General features: G+C 58.5%; 16 protein-coding genes, 1 tRNA gene and 1 pseudogene. 1 reads left to right on the top strand and 17 read right to left on the bottom strand.

Annotation, left to right across the window (positions count from 1 at the left end):
• Window positions 1-161: 161 nt before the first annotated feature.
• The 3 genes from V3H18_RS00370 to V3H18_RS00380 form a co-directional block, all read right to left on the bottom strand.
• Window positions 162-1,526, bottom strand: coding sequence for an O-antigen ligase family protein (locus V3H18_RS00370; RefSeq protein WP_332079866.1), 1,365 nt, complete (start codon window positions 1,524-1,526; stop codon window positions 162-164).
• A 107-nt stretch (window positions 1,527-1,633) separates the two neighbouring features.
• The gene (locus V3H18_RS00375; protein WP_332079867.1) at window positions 1,634-2,101 is read right to left on the bottom strand and encodes a hypothetical protein; all 468 of its coding nucleotides are present in this window, start codon (window positions 2,099-2,101) and stop codon (window positions 1,634-1,636) included.
• Window positions 2,102-2,310: 209 nt separating this feature from the next.
• The gene (locus V3H18_RS00380) at window positions 2,311-2,964 is read right to left on the bottom strand and encodes a methyltransferase family protein (RefSeq protein WP_332079870.1); all 654 of its coding nucleotides are present in this window, start codon (window positions 2,962-2,964) and stop codon (window positions 2,311-2,313) included.
• Window positions 2,965-3,144: 180 nt separating this feature from the next.
• Between V3H18_RS00380 and V3H18_RS00385 the strand changes: the two genes are divergently transcribed.
• Complete coding sequence (locus tag V3H18_RS00385) at window positions 3,145-4,044, top strand: tyrosine-protein phosphatase (protein ID WP_332079872.1); 900 nt, start codon at window positions 3,145-3,147, stop codon at window positions 4,042-4,044.
• 14 nt (window positions 4,045-4,058) lie between these two features.
• On the opposite strand, the gene V3H18_RS00390 is transcribed toward V3H18_RS00385, so the two are convergent.
• From V3H18_RS00390 to tkt, 14 genes and pseudogenes are all read right to left on the bottom strand, one after another.
• Window positions 4,059-4,982: a hypothetical protein gene (locus V3H18_RS00390; RefSeq protein WP_332079874.1), complete on the bottom strand. Its 924-nt coding sequence runs from the start codon at window positions 4,980-4,982 to the stop codon at window positions 4,059-4,061.
• A gap of 534 nt (window positions 4,983-5,516) precedes the next feature.
• A complete protein-coding gene (locus V3H18_RS00395) occupies window positions 5,517-6,170 on the bottom strand; it encodes a DnaJ domain-containing protein (RefSeq protein WP_332079875.1) in 654 nt (217 codons plus the stop codon).
• Window positions 6,151-7,944: a GumC family protein gene (locus tag V3H18_RS00400; RefSeq protein WP_332079877.1), complete on the bottom strand. Its 1,794-nt coding sequence runs from the start codon at window positions 7,942-7,944 to the stop codon at window positions 6,151-6,153. Before V3H18_RS00400 ends, V3H18_RS00395 begins: the two co-directional genes overlap by 20 nt.
• Window positions 7,945-8,103: 159 nt before the next feature.
• Window positions 8,104-8,457 (bottom strand): annotated as a pseudogene (locus V3H18_RS16615) (Wzz/FepE/Etk N-terminal domain-containing protein); the annotation flags it as partial.
• Window positions 8,458-8,501: 44 nt separating this feature from the next.
• Window positions 8,502-9,236, bottom strand: coding sequence for a polysaccharide biosynthesis/export family protein (locus tag V3H18_RS00410; RefSeq protein WP_332079880.1), 735 nt, complete (start codon window positions 9,234-9,236; stop codon window positions 8,502-8,504).
• A 682-nt stretch (window positions 9,237-9,918) separates the two neighbouring features.
• Window positions 9,919-11,541, bottom strand: coding sequence for an adenylate/guanylate cyclase domain-containing protein (locus V3H18_RS00415; RefSeq protein WP_332079882.1), 1,623 nt, complete (start codon window positions 11,539-11,541; stop codon window positions 9,919-9,921).
• 28 nt (window positions 11,542-11,569) lie between these two features.
• Complete coding sequence (locus V3H18_RS00420; RefSeq protein ID WP_332079883.1) at window positions 11,570-11,944, bottom strand: response regulator; 375 nt, start codon at window positions 11,942-11,944, stop codon at window positions 11,570-11,572.
• Window positions 11,945-14,749 (bottom strand): response regulator, encoded by a 2,805-nt coding sequence (locus V3H18_RS00425; RefSeq protein ID WP_332079885.1) that lies wholly within the window; start codon window positions 14,747-14,749, stop codon window positions 11,945-11,947.
• Between the two features lie 3 nt (window positions 14,750-14,752).
• Window positions 14,753-15,973 carry an urea ABC transporter substrate-binding protein gene (locus V3H18_RS00430; protein WP_332079886.1) on the bottom strand — a complete coding sequence of 407 codons (1,221 nt, stop codon included), beginning with the start codon at window positions 15,971-15,973 and terminating at the stop codon, window positions 14,753-14,755.
• A gap of 516 nt (window positions 15,974-16,489) precedes the next feature.
• Entirely contained in the window at window positions 16,490-16,873 is a 384-nt protein-coding gene (locus tag V3H18_RS00435) for a hypothetical protein (protein ID WP_332079887.1), read from the bottom strand.
• A gap of 241 nt (window positions 16,874-17,114) precedes the next feature.
• Window positions 17,115-17,189 (bottom strand) — tRNA-Gln (locus V3H18_RS00440).
• 147 nt (window positions 17,190-17,336) lie between these two features.
• Window positions 17,337-18,020: a ribulose-phosphate 3-epimerase gene (gene rpe, locus V3H18_RS00445; protein ID WP_332079888.1), complete on the bottom strand. Its 684-nt coding sequence runs from the start codon at window positions 18,018-18,020 to the stop codon at window positions 17,337-17,339.
• Window positions 18,021-18,022: 2 nt separating this feature from the next.
• Entirely contained in the window at window positions 18,023-19,105 is a 1,083-nt protein-coding gene (gene fba / locus V3H18_RS00450) for a class II fructose-bisphosphate aldolase (protein ID WP_332079889.1), read from the bottom strand.
• A 19-nt stretch (window positions 19,106-19,124) separates the two neighbouring features.
• Window positions 19,125-21,128, bottom strand: coding sequence for a transketolase (gene tkt / locus V3H18_RS00455; protein WP_332079985.1), 2,004 nt, complete (start codon window positions 21,126-21,128; stop codon window positions 19,125-19,127).

Here is a 21,128-nt window from a genome sequence, read left to right on the forward strand (position 1 = left end):
CGTGTAATGCCACGGCGTAATGCCCGAGTCATCTAAAATATGGCTCGTTGTCGCGGGTTTAGCTTTTTCTAGATGTTGATTCCGGGGACATTATCGATGGCCCGCATCCCAGGCGAAGGGCTTTGCTGGCCTTGGCGAGAGCGCAACGCGGATTTGCTCATTCACTGCGACAATTTTGAGGGCGCCATCGTCCTTCTGCGAAGCTTTTGTCGATTCCTATTCGAAAGAGGCGCGGCGGGCGCCGATGCGATCGGCGGATCAATCAACAAGCCGCAGGCCAAGGCGAAAACCGCCATCATTGCGCCGGTGCGCAGAGGATAATCGACGAAGGAATGGCCGAGAAGCAGAAGAATGATCAAGATCGACGCCCGGATCAAGGCGCGATCGACAGGGAGAAGATCTGGATTTGACGACGCCCAGGCGGCGATCGCCTTCCGAGCCAACCAAATTAGAAAAATGACAAACAAGATCGGACCTATAAGGCCCGTTTCAAGCCACGCCTCCAGGAAATCATTGTGAGCATGGTTGGCGTAAATTCCCGGGAGTAAATCCCCAGATTTTTCGAAAGTCGGATAGATCGAAGGAAAACTTCCTACTCCCGCCCCTATCGGCATGACGCTCTTGGCGGCCGCAATTGTGCTTCGCGCGAAGACGAAGCGGGCGTCTGCGAGCGGATCGACGTCAAATCGATCGAGCAGTCGGGACAAGGCGGCCTGCCCGAGAAGGACAATCGCCAGCGCGACAATTGCGCCCAAGAGCCGAGGGAAAGTGACATTTTCGACGGCGCGACGATTGTCGCCGTAGAGGACGAAGCCGGCAACCAGCGCGACGACCATCAAAATTACGCCGGCTCGGGAGCGAGAGACAACTTCGCCGGCGATGAGCACGACGAGCGCGACGCCTACGGCGATGGCCGCCAGAGGATAGGACCCGTCGCCGCTTAGGCGACCCTTCTTACGCCCAGACAACAATCCCGCGAACTGGGGCGCGAGCATCGCGCCGCAGAGCAAAATCGAGCAATAAAGCAGCGCCGCGAAGTGATTGCGGTTCGCAAAGAATCCCACCGGATCGGTCTGATTCGTAAATTCGAAGAATCTCAAGGGACTCGTCGGCCCTTGCGCGAGTTGAAGCAGTCCGAGAAAAACGCTGACGACTCCGAAAGCGATGAGCGCAAAACTCATCAGCCTGCGTTCGCGCCAATCGAGCGTGAGAACGGCAAGGAAAATCGCAAGCGGCGGCAGAAGCGAGAGAAAGGCAAGCCAAGTCGCCTCCGGCGCCACGCTGATGGGCGCCCAGGCGGCCGGATGGCCAAGAAGGCTAAAGGTTTGAACGACGAGTTCGCGCCCGGGAAGATGCGTCCAGATTAGGGGCGGCATCGGCAAAAGCTGGATCAGGGGAATGACGAGAATCGTTGCGCAAAATGCAAGCGCAAGCCGTCTTTCTCGTGTGAACGGCGCATCGAGGACGCGCCAAAGCGCAACGAGAAAGACCGGGATAGATAAGAATTGAAGAAGGGCGTCGGACAAAAAGCCCGCCTTTGTCCCGCCTCCCAATACGAGACAGGACAAGAGGCCAAAGACGGCGAGGAAAAAGAACACTTCCACCTGCCGTTAAACGAGGCCGTTGAAAATTATTACGGGCTCGCGGGCCGCGGGACAAGGAGAAGAAAGAGTTCCTGATTGCCGGAACCTTGGTTGGAAGAAGAGGTCGCCGCGACGGCGCCGCCCGCAGCCGCCCCCGCTAAGCCGGCGCCAAACGCCAATAATCCCGGGTTGAATCCCCCATCGCCCGTCGCTGGATTATCTCCCTGGGTCGAGCCGTCAGCCTGGGCTCTAAATGAGCAGGGAGAATGCTGAGCGACGGCGGCCAGGGAGTTCTCCTTCAGGCTCACGTTGCATCCATCCGGATAGACCAAGCGCGCAAAACCCTTGCGCCCGACTTTAACCCTGTCCCCCGGAGACAGCTCGGCAGCGCCCTGAACGATGCTGTACCCCTTTTCGCGGCCCACCCAAACTTCGCCCTGGACGGCCTCAAGCGACGCCGACTGAGCCGAGCCGCTCGCAAGCAACGCCGCCGCAATGAAAATTTTATCGGTTTTCATGAGCGGGGCTCCCATTGGCCTGAGAAGAACGCGGAACTCTCAAATCGCTCGCTCGAACATAGGCAAAACTTTGTGCAAGAATTATGGGAGGAGCCAAAAAGGGCAAGGCCGAAATCGTCGATCGCCCAGATAAACTGCGACTGTGGCGTATTTGCAACGGGCGAGGAGCAATTTTGACGGCGCGTCGTTTAGGCAAGAAGAGCAGCAAATTAGTAAATACCTGGAAATAATCTTGCCGTGTTCATTACGTATTGGCGATATGATGGAAAGGTTTCAGATAGGATTTTCTCTTCAAAATGCATCCGTATAACTTGAACCCCGATAGCGCAGACTAATACAATAACGGGCCACGGTTGCCGAATTTCCCATGTAGCTCCGAACAGTACGGTAAGTTCTGCAAGATAAAGCGGGTGACGAACAATCCGATAAGGGCCCTCGGTCGCCAGACCCCGAGCTTGCGGCATCACGCTGAAGGAGCGTCCAAGGAAAAGGACAGCGAAAATCGCCATTATGGTGCCTAGAAGAACAGCCGCCGCCGAAAACGCCGCTATCGCGGGAGAAACCTCAGCGCGAGGCAGGAGGGCGATAAAGGAAGGCAAGACGCATCCGGCGATCCCAGCGAGGCGAGGCGCCAGCCCCGGCGCCTTGCGAATGGCTGGGCGTCGTATGATGAGAAAAATGATGACGAACGCCAAAAGCAGGATTGTAGCGATTTGAGAGCCGATGGCGAAGACCGATCCCCAAGCGGGCTCGATCCGCGAGATTCTTGACGTCGACCCGATAATTCCGAGCCCCAGCCAAAAGATGAGCGGCGAGGCGGCGGCTAATTCAAGAAGCCTCGTCCTTGTCGCCGCGCCGATCATGCTTGTCTTTTCCTTTATAAGGGAACAAGTCTCGATAGCTATTTAGCCGTCCTTCCATCTCGACCGGACCGCTCGATGAGAATAATATATTTTACGTCGACAACCCGCTTCTTTACTTTACGGTAGCGGGCAAGGGAACGTTCGCGCTGCAGCAAGTCAGATCATGTCGGGGTCCCGCCCATGATAGATCTTCATTCCCATATCCTGCCCGGAATTGACGATGGCGCTCCGGACCTCGCCGTTTCTCTGGAAATGGCGCGCATCGCAGTAGCCAACGGCGTCGCTATTCAAGCCTGCACGCCACATATCTTCCCGGGCGTCTATAATAATTCAGGCCCCAAAATTCGACAGGCGGCGCAGGAGCTACAGCGCCATCTGGACGAGAACGGGATACCGCTACGGCTGGTCACGGGCGCTGACGCCCATGTGACTCCGAACATGGTGGCGGGTTTGCGGACGGGAGAGATTCTCTCGCTCGCCGACACCAAATATGTCCTTGTCGAGCCGCCGCACGATGTCGCCCCGCCACGCATCGAACATTTGTTTTTCGAACTCTTGGCCGCCGGCTATGTGCCAGTTTTGACTCATCCCGAAAGGCTGAGATGGATCGAATCGCGTTATGAGACCTTCGTCCAATTATTCCGCGCCGGCGTCTGGATGCAAGTAACGGCGGGTTCATTGACCGGGGTATTCGGACGCAGACCCAAATATTGGGCCGAGCGCATGTTGAACGAGGCGCTCGTCCATATCTTGGCGTCCGATGCGCATGGAGCGCACCGCCGCCCGCCGGACCTTGCGGAAGGCCGCGCGGCGGCCGCGAAATGGCTCGGCGAACAAGAAGCCGAGCAGCTTGTCTCTATACGCCCGCGCGCGATTTTAGAGAACGCCGACCCATCTTCCGTATGGGCTCCGGCGGGCGCCGCGTATGGGGCTTCCGAATTCGAGGATCGTAATCGCGGCGAAGAGGCTCGCTCTCTCGACCGAGGGGCGCCTTCGTTCAAAGCGCACAGGCCGGGAAGGAAAAGGGAGGGACGGGAGGCCCAGCGCGGGCTCTCAGGCTGGCTTGGAAGGTTTTTCTGAACCCGTGGGCTCCTTCAATCTAAAGCTCCCGTGGCCGCCCGCGAAATTGCAAGATCGTCGAACCAGATAACGCCGAAGACAAGTTTTTCAGAAGGCGAGCGGGCGGCAAGTTTGAATTCTATTAATTGAGCGGCGCAATCTTTTTCTGGCACGACCAGGGGAAATTCAAAGGCGCGCCAGTTGGGGAACGATCCGAGGATCATCTGGCTCTGACCAAGATTTGCGCCATCGATGCATCTCGCGCTCCATACCGCGCCGCGCGGCCCGCTGATTTCGCCCATGAATGAACCTTTTAAGGCATAGGCGCCGGGCGGCAGCATGATCGATTGCGAGACTCCCGGAAACTCAACCCGCCCCGGACCAAACTCGATGGCGAGCGCGCGGTTCGAGGCGTTTTCCGGCCGCGATGCGAAATCCGCAATGACATTGGCGCCGGTGGGCGCCCGCCAGTCGAAACGTGAGCCCGATGGCTTTCTTTGAAAGTCGCCGTTAAACAGAAAACCGGCGGATGCGAGTTTCTCGGGCGGCAGGAATTGCAGCCAGACGTAATACGCAAGCTCATAGAGCTTATGTTGGAAAAGGAAAGACTCGTAGTAATTGAGTTCGTCCGTCGTGGGAGGCGCCGCAGAGTCCTTAAGGCTCAAGAACAAGTCGAGCGGCGTGCGCGCATCGGTCAGCGAGGCGCCGAGCTGAGCAAAAAAAATGCTTCGCCAGTTGGGATTCGTCGCGAGCAACTTCTTGAGTTCCGGCCGAGCCGCGGAATCCTCCGCCATTCGCGCTAGCACCGGCGCCACATAGGCGGAAACCTCCGGCGTCGATCGCAACAAAGCGTCCGCATAAAATGCGGCCGAGCGATAGCTCTTCCGTTCGACGCTCTTGCGCATCATCCAATCGACCGCAATTTTTTCGTTGAGCGACCGGCGCGCGGCCGCATACATGAATTTCTCCGCCTTCTCCTCAGATCCCTGGACTTCCGCGACTTGCCCCAATAAGCGATTGGCGCGCGCCGAAAGCGGGGCGGCGGCCAGCGCCGTTTCGGCCTTTTCGCTTAATGCCGTTAGCTGGTCTGACGATAGTCGAGGCGAGGCTCGCGTCTTATCGCTCTGGAGGGTCGGGCCAAGCTCGTCCGTCACGAGACGCAATAGCGACCGTGAATCATTCGCGCGGATTTTGAGCGCTTCTTCGGATGAAACCGAGGAAAGATAGGCGACGACGCTATGAGAAACGACGAGCCAGCAAAGAGCGAGTCCGGCAATGCCAAAGATCGCGCCACGCAGCGATTTGACCTGCGTGAGGGGGTAAGATTTCGCAGCGCTAGACCGCTTGGCATAGAGCACAGCCGGAGCTCCTTCGATCTCGCTTAGCGCGCTTTCCGATCAGACGGAATTGTCCGAACCATAAGAAAGCGCGCCAAATTATAAGCCCAAGCAGATTCCGATCGAAAAAGTCCGTCAACTTTTTGGGAACTTGCTCTAGCGGACGCGCCACCCCAACCCAGACAAAATGAAACGCCACAATCCTCTCGGGCCGGCTATTCCAGGATGGACCATTCGCCGGCTTCGGCCTTCTTCACGATGTTTCCGCCTACGGGACTCTCGGCCGGCGGCGTCTCCTTTCGCGTTTTTTTTGTCGCCCTTCGTTTGAGAGGCGCGAGATGCGGCATTCGACGCCGCCTCGAGGCCTAATGCGGCGTCATATGCGGCGCGCCGCTCCGGCGTTTTAAGATCGTTCCAGGCTTGCGTGACGCGCAGGAAAAATACGGACCGCGCCAAATCCTCGCAAATATCGGAATGCAGCCACTTGCAAAGCAGCGCGAGATTTTGACGAAGATCCGCCGCTGAAGCATGTCTTTGCGTTCCCAGAACGCGATAGCTGTCAGCGCCCGGAGCCAAGACGACCTGCTCAAGGTAAAACGCCGCCGCCTCCTGCAATTCTTCTGGAGATTTTTCTAAACGCCCGGCAAAGGTTTTGAGCGCGTCGCCTTCCTTTGCAACGACACGAAGCAACGCGCCGACGCCATCGGCGAGGGGCGCATTTCGCAATTGAGCGCAACACGATGGAACCGCAACCACATATAAGGCGGCCCTTAAAGCTGCGGTCTCTTCGTCAACCGACGGCTGCCTCATCGCTCAACTTCTGCAGGGGCTGGGTATGTTCCGGCCCCTCGTCGGCGCCTGGCGCCGTATCAGAGCCACGTCCCTCTTCATAAACCTCCTCATAGCTATAGCCACAGCCATAGCCATAGCCGTAACTGGCCAACCTCGCGTCGGACTTATTCAGAATCATCCCCACCGGCCGCGCGCGCGCCTGCGCCAATCGTTTAAGCGCATTACGGACGCTGCTTACGCGTCCCTGTCCGCCCGCAATCACAAACAGCGTCGCTTCCGTAATATTCGCCAACACGAGCGTATCGGCCATTCCCGCCACGGGCGGCCCGTCGATGACAATCAAATCGAAGACCTGCCCACTCACATTGATGAGCGAGGCGAACCGCGGTCCGTTAAGCAATTCCACCGGATTGGGTGGCAAGGGGCCCGCGGTCAGGAAGTAAACTTTCTCATCGGAGCCTTCGGGCCGTCGAATGGCGAAACGCATCTCGCATTTACGCGTGAGATAGCTTGAAAGACCGACATCGTTATTGATATCCAATTTCTTATGCAGGGATGGACGGCGAAGATCGGCGTCCACGAGCAGCACTTTGAGCCCTATGGCGGCGAATTGGCGCGCAACGCCGTAGGCCGTGCTCGACTTTCCTTCCGAAGGAGCCGCGCTTGTGATCAGAATGGATTTAGGCAGGCCGGCTTCCGTTGAGAATTGCAAGGACGTACACGTGGACCGATAGGCCTCCGAAAGCGCGGAGCGCTGATCGACGAACTGCGCCGCAAGCTCCTTTGGGTCTTTGATCATAGGGATCACGCCGAGAAGCGGCAAACCTGTCGCCAATTCGGCGTCGAGCGGCGAATAAATCCTGTCGTCGAAATGCTCGAGCGCAAAGGCGGCCGCGACGCCGCAAGCCAGGCCGAGCGCCATCGCCATCATCAACGACTTCGACACGTTAGGGGAGCTTGGCGCGCCAGGCGTCTGGGCCGCGTCAACGATAAATACATTATTGGAGCCTGCGCCGCCGGCGACGTCCACTTCCTTATAGCGCTGCAGGAGATTCTCATAAAGCGAGCGAGTCGTGTCGACTTCGCGCTTGAGCAAATTATATTGAATGCTGCGCTTTTGGAGATCGAGAGCCTCCCTGCGCAGATTTTCCACCCGCTGCTTCATTTCGTTTTCTTGACTGAGAGACGCCTCGAAAGCGGCTTTCAATGAACCTTTGATCGTTTTGATCTCGAAACCAAGCTGACGGTCTATTTCCTTTATCTTGTTCTTCAGTTTCACCATGTCAGGATAGTCGGGTCGGAATGTCTCGGACTTCTCCTGATATTCCGTCTCCAACTGGTTTCGTCTGGCCCGCAGATCTTCAATCCCCTTATTGCTCAATATTTGGGGGAGATCGATGCCTGACGCATCTTGCACCTGGCGCCATGATTGTTCGTTTCTGATCCGCTCGGCGATAATGCCGCCCAAGGCGGCGTTGGCGGCGGCCAGATTGGTTTCCGCGATAGATGTTTTGTCCGTTGTCGCGACGATTTGCTCTTTTTCGGCGAATGCCAATTGAGCTTTTTCGGCTTCCTCCAAGCGGAGTTTTAAATGCTGGAGTTGATCTTCAAGGAAAGACTTCGCATAGGCGTTGGCCTGAAAGCGTTTGTCGAGATTGGCGGCGATAAAGGCCTCGCCAAAAGCATTGGCGACTCTTTGCGCGCGCGCCGGCTCCGTGTCTGTGTAGCTCACGTCCACCAAACGCGAACCGGCCACCGGTTTGACGGCGCGGCCCCCGAGCACCGCATCCACCGCCCCGCGCTCGCGCGCCGCGCGTTCGCGAGAGTCGTCGGCCTGCGAGAGCTTCGATTTATCGGCCGGCTCGAGATCGCGCGCAAATTGGCTGAGCGCCGCCACCCTCTCCGCAAGACTCCGGCTTTGCAGGAGTTGATATTGCGTCTGGTAGAACTCGATGTCGCTGCCCTCGGCCGGCATGACATTGCCGCTTTCAATAATTTTCGCGACGCTGCGGTCGATTTGCAGCCGAACCGTCGCGGTGTAAAGCCGCGGCGCCGTCATGACCTGAAGAAGCCCCAGAACCAAGGATGCGGCCGTCGCGGCGACGATAAGCCATTTGTGCTTGAGTAGGACGCGAATATAATTGCGAAGGTCCCACTCGGTATCCACCGGCGACGCGCTGTAATAATATCCGCCAACCTGGTAGGGCGCGCCGACGTTCGCCGGGTCCGCACGATGTTCCACGATCGCGCCGCTCGCCGGCGGTCCGCCTTTTGGAAGCAATTCGTGGCGACGATCGTTGGTCATACGTTCCCGTTGGATTCAGAGCGAGCATACCCCTGAGCGAGCGATCAAAATAGATAATAGAAGGGCGTTGCGAGCGGCGTGAGCCTGAGCAGGGCCTGCAGGCCCTGCTTCGCCATTGAATCGTCGACGACGACGACGTCGCCGGGAAGCACCTGAGGATCCGGCGCGGCGCCGCTGCGGATGGCGCCGAAATCATAGCGCGTGACGGTGCGCGCGCCGTCGACCGTGCGAAAGATCACGACATTGCTCGAGGCGATGTCCCTATCGAGCCCTCCGCCCTTGGCGATGACCTGCATAAGCGTTTCATATCCGCGCACGGGAAAAACCCCGGGGCTTCTCACCGCGCCCTCCACGGTTACGCGTTGGCTATTAAATTCTCTGACGAAGACCGTGACCTGCGGGGATTTCATGTAGCGGGCGTCGAGCCGCTTCTCGATTTCGCGCTCCACCTGTGATGGGCTCCTCCCCGCGGCGGCGATCGGCCCGGTCAAAGGCAAATTGATCATTCCATCCTCCGCGACCTGGATGGTCTTTGACAGTTCCGGCGCCTTAAAGACCGTAACGTCCAGGACATCTTGCGGACCGATCAAATAGCCGGTCGTTCCCGGCGTGGAGGTCGCGACATATTTGTTGGCGACGCGCGCAATTTCCGCCTGGTCGCCCGTTTGACCCGAAAAGCCGTCGCCGCCATCCCCCGGCGCGCCCGTACAAGCGGCGAGGAGCGCGATGCACCCCAGCCCATAAGCGACTGCTGCGAATTTCCGAGTCGCTTTCGCCACCTTATCTTTGGCCCGTCCAATCACGATTAAGCCCCCAAGCCCAGCGATTGAAGGACTCTCGCCTTTATAGTCCGCCCGGGAGCGAAATTTACGGCGACGCCGCATCTCCCTCCCAATTCCGCGATAGAAACCCTCGAATATTGCAGTTCTTTCATCTTAAAACCAAATCCGGAAGCGGCTGCGCCTTCTTTGGAACACGCGGCATTTGGGTAGAATCGCCCAAATGCTGCTTACGTGGACGCTCATCATCTCCTGCCGCTAACGACCGACTCTGGCAAGCGGCCATAAATTTAGCGTGGTTGGCCAAGAACGTAAGTCACATCAACTGGCAACGCAAACGTTTGTTTTTTGTAGTGATCCTCCAACGCCCGCTTGCTGAGGCGAGCCGATCGAGCCTCATTTAGTGAGCGATCCCCCAATAAAGAAAAGTTCCCGCCAGCATCCCATCGGGTTTCCTTTTATCCATATAATTCAATATGATGTTCGCAAATTCCAGCCTCGTTGTCGGGAAAAGGCCGCGCACACTTCGACATGTAATCATTTGTTAATTCGTATTATTATGACGCTTTACGTCTCTTGCGCAGGATAATTTTCAGACCGGCGGCGACGCGATTTTAGCGCGAGGGACGCATCGACTTCCGCAGCGGGCTCCTCCGCGACCTCGACGCGAAGCCGAAAGTCCTCACGCTCTTCGAATTAAAAAATATGTTTGCATGAAGCCCCTTCCCCTTATTTCGAGGTTTCCGCGGGGCTCGACGACATAATCCTCGCGCAGACTTTCATAGGTGGAATGAGAAATTTGAATTCGGCACGGCAAACCATGCGATTCGAGTCGACTGGCCACATTCACGGCGTCGCCCCAAATATCATAGATAAATTTGTGAGCTCCGATCACTCCCGCAACAACGTCGCCTGAGTTGACGCCAACGCGTATCTCGAGCCGGGCGGGCAGCTTTTCATTCATCAGGCTAACTGTTTCGATCATCGCGAGCGCCATGTCGGCGACCGCATGCGCATGATCCTCCCGCCCTCCAAATAGACCGCAGGCCGCCATATAGGCGTCGCCAATCGTTTTAATCTTCTCCACGCCAAATCTCAGCGCCAATTTGTCAAATTCCGCAAAGACCTGGCTCAATATTCCCACCAAATCGGGAGCCGAAAGCCTCGATGAGAGTTGGGTGAAACCCACAAAATCGGCAAACAGAATCGTGACGTTCGCCAAATGGTCGGCGATGACGGTTTCGCCCTCTTTCAAACGCGTAACGATGGGGGCAGGCAAGATATTGAGGAGAAGCCGCTCCGATCTTTCTTTCTCGATCCGCAACGCCTCCGAGGCTTCCCGTTCCTTGTCGCGCAGATGCTTCTTCTCGAGAGAGGAGCCAATTCGCGCGCGAAGAAGAATGGGGTCGAAGGGCTTTGTAAGATAATCCTCTGCGCCGGCCTCGATGCATCTAACGATTGAGTCGATCTCGTCCAAAGCGGAGATCATGATGACCGGAATATCCTGAAATCGCGCGTCGGCCTTAAGGGATAGAAGAACTTCGAAACCGCTGATGTCAGGCATGAGCAAATCGAGCAAAATCAAATCGAAACTTTCGCTGTCGACCAATGATAGCGCGGTCGTTCCATTCTCGGCGAGGATGACCGAATGGCCTTGCCGTTCGAGGCGGCGTCGCAAAAGGTCTCGGTTCGACGGGTTGTCGTCAACAACAAGAATGCGGCTCGGCAGGAGCGCGGCGCCATCCGCTTCATTCTCGGAAATCGGCCGAACCGATTTCAGGAGACCCTCTATCATGCCGGCCGGGACAGCTCCTTCGCTCACTTGAGAAGTGTTGGCGCCGGGCCGTTGATTCTCCAGCAGCGAAAATATCACCAAGCGGTCGATGCCCTCTAGGAGCCGCGACGCTTCGCCGAGAAGCCTATCGAGATCCGTCACCAGAGCAGACGCGCCGCCGTCGGCGGCGTCCTCCCGGAGCATCTCGCCATAGCCCTTGATGACGTTGATCGGGGTTCGCAAATCATGGCGCAATTGCCGTCGATAGGCGTCGGCGTCCGCCCCCTCTTGAGGGGGGCGCGAGCGAATCGGATCAATCAAGGACGAGATGAGATCGCTAAGCGTACGGCTTGCGAGATGAATACGCTCTAGATCGTCGAGGAACGTCGCCGCGCCGGATTTTCGGACTTCGTCCAGGAGAATCTCGGCATAGCCGGCGATGGCGATCGCGGGCGCGCTCAATTCGGCCTGAATGTATGAGATGAGCGCTCGGTCGGTCCTGGCGGAGGTCGGGTTGTTCTGTCGCGTCATGCCGAATTGGCCTAACAGCCAGAGATCATCAGGCGGCGCCGGGGTTGAGCAGCGCCGCTATTTTGCCGAGCAAGCGACTGATTTCGACTGGTTTGGTGTCGTAGTCCTCGCACCCTGCGTCGATCGCTTTTTCTCTGTCCCCCGCCATTGCATGCGCCGTTAGAGCAATAACAGGAATGCTTCTCGTCGCATCGTTATTCTTTACCCGACGGGTCGCTTCCCACCCGTCGATTTCAGGCAGGCTCATATCCATCAATATGAGATCCGGCAATTCAGACGCCGCCATATCGACGCCCTCCCGGCCGTCGACGGCGATGACGACGTCATAGCCATTGCGTTTAAGCCGACGCGAAAGCATATCGCGGTTCATCTCATTGTCTTCAACTAAGAGAATCTTGACCACTTACTGGTTCTCCATCGCCTGGCGCGGCACTTGCCGGAGAGAGTCTGAACCGTTCGCTCTTTTGCACTCTTGCATAATTGTGACCAGCTCCCGCAGATAGTCGTTGTCTTTCGTGATTATTTCCGCCTTAAGCTCGCTTAAATCGCGAATATCGTCGGCGTTTAATTCCTTTGCGGTCACGATGACGACAGGGAGATGATCATAGGCGTGGTGTTTCCGTAATTCTCGCAGAAAGCCGAAGCCGTCCAATTTCGGCATCATCAAATCGAGAAGAATGAGATTGGGCGGAGGACTCCGGGAAAGCCAGTCTAGACCTTCCTGCCCATTGACGACAGCATCCGCTCTATAGCCGACCCCCCGCACGGATCGGCAAAGGAGGTCGCGAGTCGCAGAATCGTCTTCAATGATCAAAACGGTGGTTTCCGTCGGATTGCCGCAATATTCGGTAAGCAGCGAGGTCAAACGCTGCCGGTCGATCGGCTTTGTGAGCAGTTCAACCGCCCCAAGGGGGATGGCAAGCCCCCGTTCGTTGAGAATGGTCACCACGATCACCGGGATGTTTCGGAGCTCCGGATCGTCCTTGAGCTGCTTGAGGACGCCCCATCCATCCAAGTGGGGCATCATGACGTCCAGAGTGATCGCGTTTGGCTTGTGTTGCCTCGCCAGCGCCAGCGCTTCGAGACCATGGCGCGCGGTGATGACCTGATAGCCTTCGTTTTCGAGCGTTCTCGTCAGAAGCTCGCGTGCGACGAGATCGTCGTCGACGACGAGCACGAGTGCGTTTTTGGACTCCGAGGTTAAGCCAGCCGGCTTCCTCTCGAAAGGCTCCTGCTGATCGGGAATCATGATTGTAAAGACCGAGCCTGTCCCGGGCGTGCTTTCAACGGCTATGTCGCCGCCGAGCGCGACGCAAAAATGCTTCGTGATGGCGAGTCCGAGCCCTGTTCCCCCAAAACGCTTGGTCGTCGACGCATCGGCCTGGGTAAAAGCCTGAAAGAGCCGACCAAGCTGCTCCTCATTCATGCCGAGACCGGTGTCCGCGACCCTAAAATATATGAAAGAATCAGCGTTCCGTTCTACGGTTAGGGTCACCTTTCCCTTGCTGGTGAATTTATTGGCGTTGCTCATCAGATTGAGCAAACATTGCTTGACTTTCGTTTCGTCCGACCAAAAGGCGCCAATGTCTTTAGGGCAGATCACTTCCAACTTGTTGTCGCTCTTTTCGGCGAGAGGACGAACAATCGATCGCACTTCGGCGACGAGGGCTCTGATATCCACCCTCTCAATAAAGACCTCCATTTTTCCAGCCTCGATCTTCGATAGATCGAGGATATCGTTGATAAGACCCAAGAGGTGCCGACCGGCGCTCTCAATTTTTCTTAAATCCTCCACGGGCCCGAAGTCGCCTTTGTCCTGGGCGTCCTCCTGCAGCATCTCGCTATAGCCAATAATCGCATTGAGCGGCGTTCTCAGTTCGTGGCTCATATTGGCCAGAAAGGCGCTTTTTGTCTTGCTTGCTTCCTCCGCCGCAACTCTTGCGACCGACAATTCCTCATTGGCGAGTTGAAGCTCACTCGTCCGCTCCCGGATTTTGTCCTCCATCGAACCATATAGTTCGCGCAGATCGGCTGTCATGGATCGTATGGCGGCGAGCAGCTGGCCGGTTTCGTCATGGCTCTTGATTTCGAATGTCGCGTCGAGGTCGCCCGCCGCGACCTGTTTCGCGACGCGGACGGCAACGCGAATTGGCTTCGTGATCGTGCGCGCAACGGCCAAGGCCAAAAGAACAATAGGCGGCGCCATGAAGAGAAGCAGCCAGATCGTGGCGTTCCGCTGCGCTTTCGTGAGCGCGAAAGCTTCCTCAACGCGTTGTTGGACCACCATTCCCCAGCGGAAGGACGGAACATATGTCCAAGACGCGACGACCTGCCTATTTCCGGGATCGCTGAAGAGGCCCGATCCATGCACGCCTCCCAGCGCTTTTGAGAGCGCGGGATACGCCCCGCTCGTCAAAGGCGTCCGGATGCTAAACGCCGGCGCCGCCGCATGCCGCAGCGGATTGACGATGACCATTTCATTTTGATTGAGATTGGCGGCGACGAGCGCTTCTCCGGTTTCGCCAAGGCCGGTGTAATCATTGATGACGCTGTAAAGTTCTCGATTGTTCAGCTGAAACACGATGACGGCGACGACAACGCCATTTTCCAAGATAGGACTGGCGATAAAAGCCGCGGGATCCTTCATCCCGGGATAAATCTCGAAGGCTGAAATTTCAGCCTGCAGCAGGGTTCGAGCCCTGTCTACGGTATCCGCGAGTTCCGTGCCCTTGAGGCGTCCATTCAGCAGATTTTCGCTAAACGGCAAGGTCCCATATTGATCGAACAAGACATCGCCGCTTGGCGAAATCAAAGCGCAATCGGTGTAGTTAAAAGTGTCCGCAATTCGGCTGAGATTGGGCCCATACTTTTCTGCGACCGCTTTGTAGAAATCCGACTCTCTTCCCCCTTCCGAGATTGCTTGGGAAAATTCGCGGGCCGCCTCGCTGACGGACGGATTATGCATCAGCGACTCGACGCTCCTAATTTTCTCGAGCGTGAGATTTTCTAACTGTTCAGCCTTCTTCTTGGCGACGACCAACAACGAGGTCTGAACCGCGTCTTCTAGAGAGGCGCGCGAAATATCATAGGTGCGCCAAGCGAGAAGTCCGCATGAGAGAACATTGATCGTGAGGAACCAGAAGACAATTTTCTTGCCGATCGAACTGCCGATCGAGTTGCTGAGCGAAGCGATATTGAGAGGCTTCATTGGTTAATTCGCCTCGGTAGGGTTCGCCCAGTTGCCGCCCCATTGATTATACATCGCCGACAGGAACGCATCCCAATCGGCTTTCGTTCGGGACGGCGGATAGGGAACGGGGCGGATTGGATGTTTTACCGTCCAGACCACTTCGATTTGCCCGTCAGGACGGATTTTTCCAATCGAGAAAGACCGCCAAGTGTGTTGCGTATAGGGGTCGACGGACATCAATCCCTCTGGAGCGTCAAGGCTCTCGGTCAGAATGGTCTTTCTGACGCGCTGGACATCGAGGGACTGCTCTTCCTGTACCGCCATGGCCCACAACCAAACGCTCGAATAGGCCGTCGCGATCACGTCGCTTGTGACGCGATTACTGCCGTAACGGGCGCGGAAATTGCGGACAAATTTGTCATTCGCGGGCCTATTGATCGCTTCGAAGTAGCTCCATGCGGAGTAATGGCCCGCCAAATCGCCGATCGGCAGGCTGCGCAGCTCTTCTTCGCCTATGCTGACCGAGACGACGGGAAGTTTTTCAGCTGTAAGGCCGACGGCGCGAAGCGCTTGATAAAACGCCCTGTTCGAATCTCCTACGACAGCGCTCAGGATAACATCCGGCTGCGCCGCTTTGATCTTTTCAATCGCGGCGGAAACATTCGAGCTTCCAAAGAAAATATAATCTTCGCCGACGAGTTCGGCCCCCAAGGCGTGAATGACATCCTTCATAATTTCGTTAATGCTGTGGGGCCATACATAATCCGAGCCGATGAGGTAAAATCGCTTCCCCAGATGATCTAAACTCCATTTTACTGCGGGAATAACCTGCTGATTGGGCGCGGCGCCCGTATAGATTACATTGGGAGATTGTTCGAGGCCCTCATAGGCCATAGGGTAAAAGAGGAGCTGGCCGTATTTTTCGAAGACCGGCACCACCGTCTTGCGGCACGCCGAGGTCCAACAGCCAAAAATAACCGAGACCTTTTCCTCCGTTATCAGTCGTTCCGCTTCTCTCGCAAAGGTCGGCCAATCGGACTTGCCGTCCGCAATGACGGGCTGAATTTTCCGACCCAGCAGACCGCCTCTCGCATTGATCTCCTCAATCGCCAAAAGCTCGGCGTCGACCATCGAGTTTTCGCTGATCGCCATTGGCCCCGAGCGGGAATGGAGAACGCCGACCTTGATCGGCGCATCGTCTTTAGGAAGGAAAATCCGCCAATAGCCGACGACGCCGGCCACAAGAAGAAATGCCGCCAATAGAACGAAGACTTTCGATCGCGTCACATGAAAGTAAGGCGCCTCAAGAGTCATACGCGGTTTTCCTGTTTGCCTGGAAAGATTGTTGTCCGGACGCCGTCGCGTTCTTCGATATCTTATTTGCGGACCCTTGATCGAATAGGCAGATGCTCCACCCATTCAGGGCGTTCATTTTAGATTTTAGTCTATGGAAGCTTTACGCGGCGACGCGGGGGGTCGGAGTCGGCTTGAGGCGTTACTCCGGCGGCCGCGCCGACAGACCAAAGATGCTATCGGAACAGGCGCCGGGGTCAAGAACCCCGTTTCTCGGCGCCGGCGTCTCGCATGCGCCGCTCTCGACATAGTCGGGCGCGACCCGGTCTTCCGATAGGTTTCCTTGCCTTAGAGAGAAATAACAAGAAATTTTTCCGAAATCTGGCCTGGTATTTGGATCGGCTTCGGCTTTGTTCCGACTGCGCCTTACCAACTTTCTTGCTCGCAAGTTTGCCTGTTTCTGCGTTAGCGCGAATAGGCGCCGGTATCGCCGCCATCGAACCGGCGAATCAGCTTTCCGTCGGGTTTGATTTCCAGTACGAGACGCTCGAATTTCATCGGGTCTTCCGTATTGGCTTTGAATTTCGATACGACGAGCGTGACGGTCTGCCCCTCGCGCGACCAGCAGCCTGAGGCAAGCTCATCGAGCGCGCCATAGGCGAGCATGTAATCGAACTTACCATTTGCTTGCAGCTGAAGTTCTGAACCGACTTCCATCACGCCGCGCAAATAATAGTGACCTGCGAGGGACGCGTCCGCGCGCTGGCATTCGGAAGCCGACGCGGCGGATGTCCAGCCTGCGATCAGCAGAAGAAGCGTGCATAGGACACGATGGCGAAGGTGGATCATTTCCTACTCAAGGTATGAGGCGGCGCCGCAATCGTTCTTCAGTCATACGCCGAACCGGCAGGGCGGTGGTGCGCGATCGCACAAAGCGCGAGGGACGATCGTCTCGTCAGCAGCACGCCGGCGCGCCGGCGCTACAATATCGAAAAAGGAGGGTGAAGACGGCGCTTTCAGCCCGCGCGCCTATACGGAGCCTCATTCTTCAGCTCGGCGCCGGGATTAAAAAAACTCTCGTCAGGAACAATGGCTGGGGCGGGAGGATTCGAACCTCCGTATGGCGGAATCAAAATCCGCTGCCTTACCGCTTGGCTACGCCCCAATAGCTTGAACCTTTTTGAAAACGAAACACATGTTCCAGTTGGAAAAGCGCGGCGTTTCCTTCGGGAGCGGTCTCGCTCCAGAGAGGCGATAGCGCGCCGCGCCGCGACAATCAACCGAACCGGAGCCCAATCGGGCCGAAAATGCGCTAAACGGCGATCGCGCCGGCGCTCGCCGCGGCCTGGCGTAGCGCGGCGATATTGTCGGCGTAGGCCGAGGCGCCGCCGCGAAAGGCGGCTGAGCCCGCGACAAGCGCGTCGGCGCCCGCTTCGACGATCGCGGGAGCGGTCTCAGGCGTCACGCCGCCGTCGACCTCAAGCCGGATCGGACGGCGCCCGATCATCTCGCGTATGGCGCGGATCTTATCGAGCTGCGACGCGATGAAACTCTGGCCGCCGAAGCCCGGATTGACGCTCATGACGAGCACAAGGTCGATCTCGTCGAGCACATAGGCGAGCGCGCTTTCAGGCGTCGCCGGATTGAGCGATACCCCCGCCTTTTTTCCCCGCGCCCGGATCATCTGCAGCGAGCGATGCAAATGCGGTCCATTCTCGGCGTGGATCGTGATGATGTCGGCGCCCGCGTCGGCGAAAGCGCCGATATAGGGATCGACCGGCGAAATCATCAAATGCGCATCGAGCGTCAGGCTCGTCACCGGGCGAAGCGCCGCGACGACGCCGGGCCCGAAGGTGATGTTGGGCACGAAATGCCCGTCCATCACGTCGAGATGAATCCAGTCGGCTCCGGCCTCCGCCATGGCGCGCGTCTCTTCGCCCAGCCGCGCGAAGTCGGCCGAGAGAATGGAGGGCGCAATGACAAGGCCGCTCGACACGCCTACTCCGCCGCCTTTTTGCTCGCGAATTGCGGATCGAGCGCGCCGCTCGCATAGCGCTTCGCCATTTCGGAGAGCGGGATCGGCTTGATTTTCGACGCCTGCCCCGCCGTGCCGAATTCCTCGTAGCGCTGCTTGCAGACGGCGCGCATCGCGTCCATCGCCGGCTTCAAATATTTGCGCGGATCGAACTCGCCCTTGTTCTTACCCAGGACGCCGCGGATCGCCGCCGTCATGGCGATGCGATTATCGGTGTCGATGTTGATCTTGCGCACGCCATATTTGATGCCGTGCTGAATTTCCGCGACCGGGACGCCCCAGGTCTGCGGCATCTCGCCGCCCGCGGCGTTGAAGGCGTCCTGCAAATCCTGCGGGACCGACGACGACCCATGCATCACGAGGTGCGTGCCGGGCAGGCGGCGATGAATCTCTTCGACGACCTGCATCGCGAGAATCGCGCCGTCAGGTTTGCGCGAGAATTTATAGGCGCCATGCGAGGTGCCCATCGCGATCGCCAGCGCGTCAACCTTGGTGCGCGCGACGAAATCTTCGGCCTGGGCCGGATCGGTCAGGAGCTGATCATGGGAGAGCTTGCCCTCGGCGCCGTGGCCGTCTTCCTTCTCGCCCATGCCGCTTTCGAGCGAGCCCAGCACGCCGAGTTCGCCTTCGACCGAAGCGCCGACCCAATGCGCCATATCGACGACGCTGCGCGTCACGCGCACATTGTAGTCATAGTCGGCGGGCGTCTTGCCGTCGGCCTTGAGCGAGCCGTCCATCATCACCGAGGTGAAGCCGAAGCGAATGGCGCTGGCGCAAGTCGACTCGGCGTTGCCATGGTCGAGATGCATGACGAGCGGAATGTCAGGCCAGATCGCGGCCAGCGCCTCGATCATCTTGGCGAGCATGACGTCATTGGCGTAGGCGCGCGCGCCGCGCGAGGCCTGGATGATGACCGGCGCGTCAACAGAGGCGGCGGCCTCCATCACGGCGAGGCCCTGCTCCATATTGTTGATATTAAAAGCTGGCACGCCATAGTCGTGCTCGGCGGCGTGGTCGAGCAATTGCCGCAGGGTGATGAGCGCCATTGTCGCCTCCCGTGTTTCTCTATGCCTTAACTAGGGCGCGGGCCGTCTCGGCCACGGCCTTAGCGGTGATTCCAAAATGATTATAAAGCTCCGCAGCCGGCGCGCTCGCGCCAAAACCGCTCATGCCGATAAAGGCGCCGCGCTCCCCGATCCAGCGGTCCCAACCGAGCCGGACCGCGGCCTCGACCGCAACGCGAGGCGCCGCGCCCAAAACTTCTTCGCGATAAGCCTCGGGCTGCGCCTCGAACAGCTCCCAGGAAGGCATGGAGACGACCGCCGTCTTGATTCCTTCCGCCAGAAGAATGTCGGCCGCGGCGAGCGCGATTTCAACCTCGGAGCCCGTGGCCAGCAGGGTCGCGTCGCGCGCGCCGGCAGGTTCGCGCAGAACATAGGCGCCTTTCGCCGAAAGATTTTCGCCGATGGGGCGGTCGAGCGTCGGCAGATTCTGCCGCGACAGGCTCAGGATCGAGGGCGTTTTGCGGCTGGCGAGGGCAAGCTCCCAGCATTCCGCCGTCTCGATGGCGTCGGCCGGGCGGAAGACGTTGAGATTGGGCATCGCCCGCAGCGCCGCGAGATGCTCCACCGGCTGATGCGTCGGCCCGTCTTCGCCCAGACCGATCGAATCATGGGTCAGCACATAGACGACGCCAAGCCCCATCAACGCCGAGAGGCGGATGGCGCCGCGCGCATAGTCGGAAAAGACCAGAAAAGTCCCGCCGTAGGGAACGAAGCCGCCATGGAGCGCAATGCCGTTCATCGCCGCCGCCATGCCGAATTCGCGCACGCCATAATGGATGTAACGGCCGGAAAATTCCTCCGGCGCCACCTCCCCCATCCCCTTGGTGAGGGTGAAATTGGAATGGGTGAGATCGGCGGAGCCGCCGATCGTCGCCTGCGTCGCGGCGTTGATGACGCCGAGCGCCATTTCGGAGGATTTCCGCGTGGCGAGCTTCGGCTTCTCCGCGGCGAGCGTCGCCCGAAAAGCCGCGAGCGGCGCAGCGACCTCCGCCGCGACGTCGCCCTTCAAGAAAGCCTCGAACGCCGCGCCCTTGGGCGAAGCCGCCCGCCGCGACTCCCAGGCCTCGCGCGCCGGAGCGCCGCGCCTGCCAGCCGCGCGCCAAGCGTCCAGCACGTCGTCTGGCAGTTCGAAAGGCGGATAGGACCAGCCGAGCGCCTCACGCGCCAAGGCGATCTCCGCCTCGCCAAGCGGCGCGCCATGGCAGCTTTCCTTGCCCTGCTTGCCCGGGCTGCCGAAGCCGATGAGGGTGCGGCAGCCGATAAGCGAAGGCCGAGGATCAGCCTGCGCGATGGCGAGCGCCCGCGCCACGGCGTCCGGATCATGGCCGTCGATATGCGCGACATGCCAGCCAGCGGCGGCGAAACGCGCGATCTGGTCGGTCGAGGTCGCAAGGCTTGTTGGGCCGTCGATCGAGATGGCGTTGTCGTCCCACAACACGACCAGTTTCGAGAGCTTGAGATGCCCCGCGAGATCGATCGCCTCATGGCTCACGCCCTCCATGAGGCAGCCGTCGCCGGCGACAACGTAGGTGAAATGGTCGACGAGATCATCGCCGAAGCGGGCTGCAGCGAGGCGCTCGGCGATGGCCATGCCGACGGCGGTCGCGAGCCCCTGCCCCAGCGGGCCGGTCGTCGTCTCGATCCCCGCGGCGTGGCCATATTCGGGATGGCCCGCCGTCGGCGAGCCGAACTGGCGGAAATTCTCGAGCTCCTTTCGCCCCATGCCCGGATAGCCGAGCAGATAGAGCAGCGCGTATAGCAGCATGGAGCCGTGGCCGGCGGAAAGCACGAAACGGTCCCGGTCCGGCCAGTCCGGCCGGCTCGCGTCGAATTTCACGAAACGCTGGAAAAGCACGGTCGCGACGTCGGCCATGCCCATCGGCATGCCGGGATGGCCGGATTTCGCCTTCTCGACCGCGTCCATGGCCAGCGCGCGAATGGCGTTGGCGCAGCGGCGCGGGTCGGGCCTTGCTCCTGCCGCCGGCGTTTCGAGGCCTGCGGTCAC

The organism is Methylocystis borbori, assembly GCF_036576025.1.
In the GTDB taxonomy this organism is placed as follows: domain Bacteria; phylum Pseudomonadota; class Alphaproteobacteria; order Rhizobiales; family Beijerinckiaceae; genus Methylocystis; species Methylocystis borbori.

What these genes read in the sequence shown, in the direction of transcription:
- V3H18_RS00395 (WP_332079875.1), bottom strand. Translation starts at nt 6,170, where the DNA reads ATGAGGCAGCCGTCGGTTGACGAAGAGACCGCAGCTTTAAGGGCCGCC.
- V3H18_RS00375 (WP_332079867.1), bottom strand. Translation starts at nt 2,101, where the DNA reads ATGAAAACCGATAAAATTTTCATTGCGGCGGCGTTGCTTGCGAGCGGC.
- V3H18_RS00380 (WP_332079870.1), bottom strand. Translation starts at nt 2,964, where the DNA reads ATGATCGGCGCGGCGACAAGGACGAGGCTTCTTGAATTAGCCGCCGCC.
- V3H18_RS00385 (WP_332079872.1), top strand. Translation starts at nt 3,145, where the DNA reads ATGATAGATCTTCATTCCCATATCCTGCCCGGAATTGACGATGGCGCT.
- fba (WP_332079889.1), bottom strand. Translation starts at nt 19,105, where the DNA reads ATGGCGCTCATCACCCTGCGGCAATTGCTCGACCACGCCGCCGAGCAC.
- V3H18_RS00435 (WP_332079887.1), bottom strand. Translation starts at nt 16,873, where the DNA reads ATGATCCACCTTCGCCATCGTGTCCTATGCACGCTTCTTCTGCTGATC.
- V3H18_RS00415 (WP_332079882.1), bottom strand. Translation starts at nt 11,541, where the DNA reads ATGACGCGACAGAACAACCCGACCTCCGCCAGGACCGACCGAGCGCTC.
- V3H18_RS00425 (WP_332079885.1), bottom strand. Translation starts at nt 14,749, where the DNA reads ATGAAGCCTCTCAATATCGCTTCGCTCAGCAACTCGATCGGCAGTTCG.
- V3H18_RS00390 (WP_332079874.1), bottom strand. Translation starts at nt 4,982, where the DNA reads ATGTATGCGGCCGCGCGCCGGTCGCTCAACGAAAAAATTGCGGTCGAT.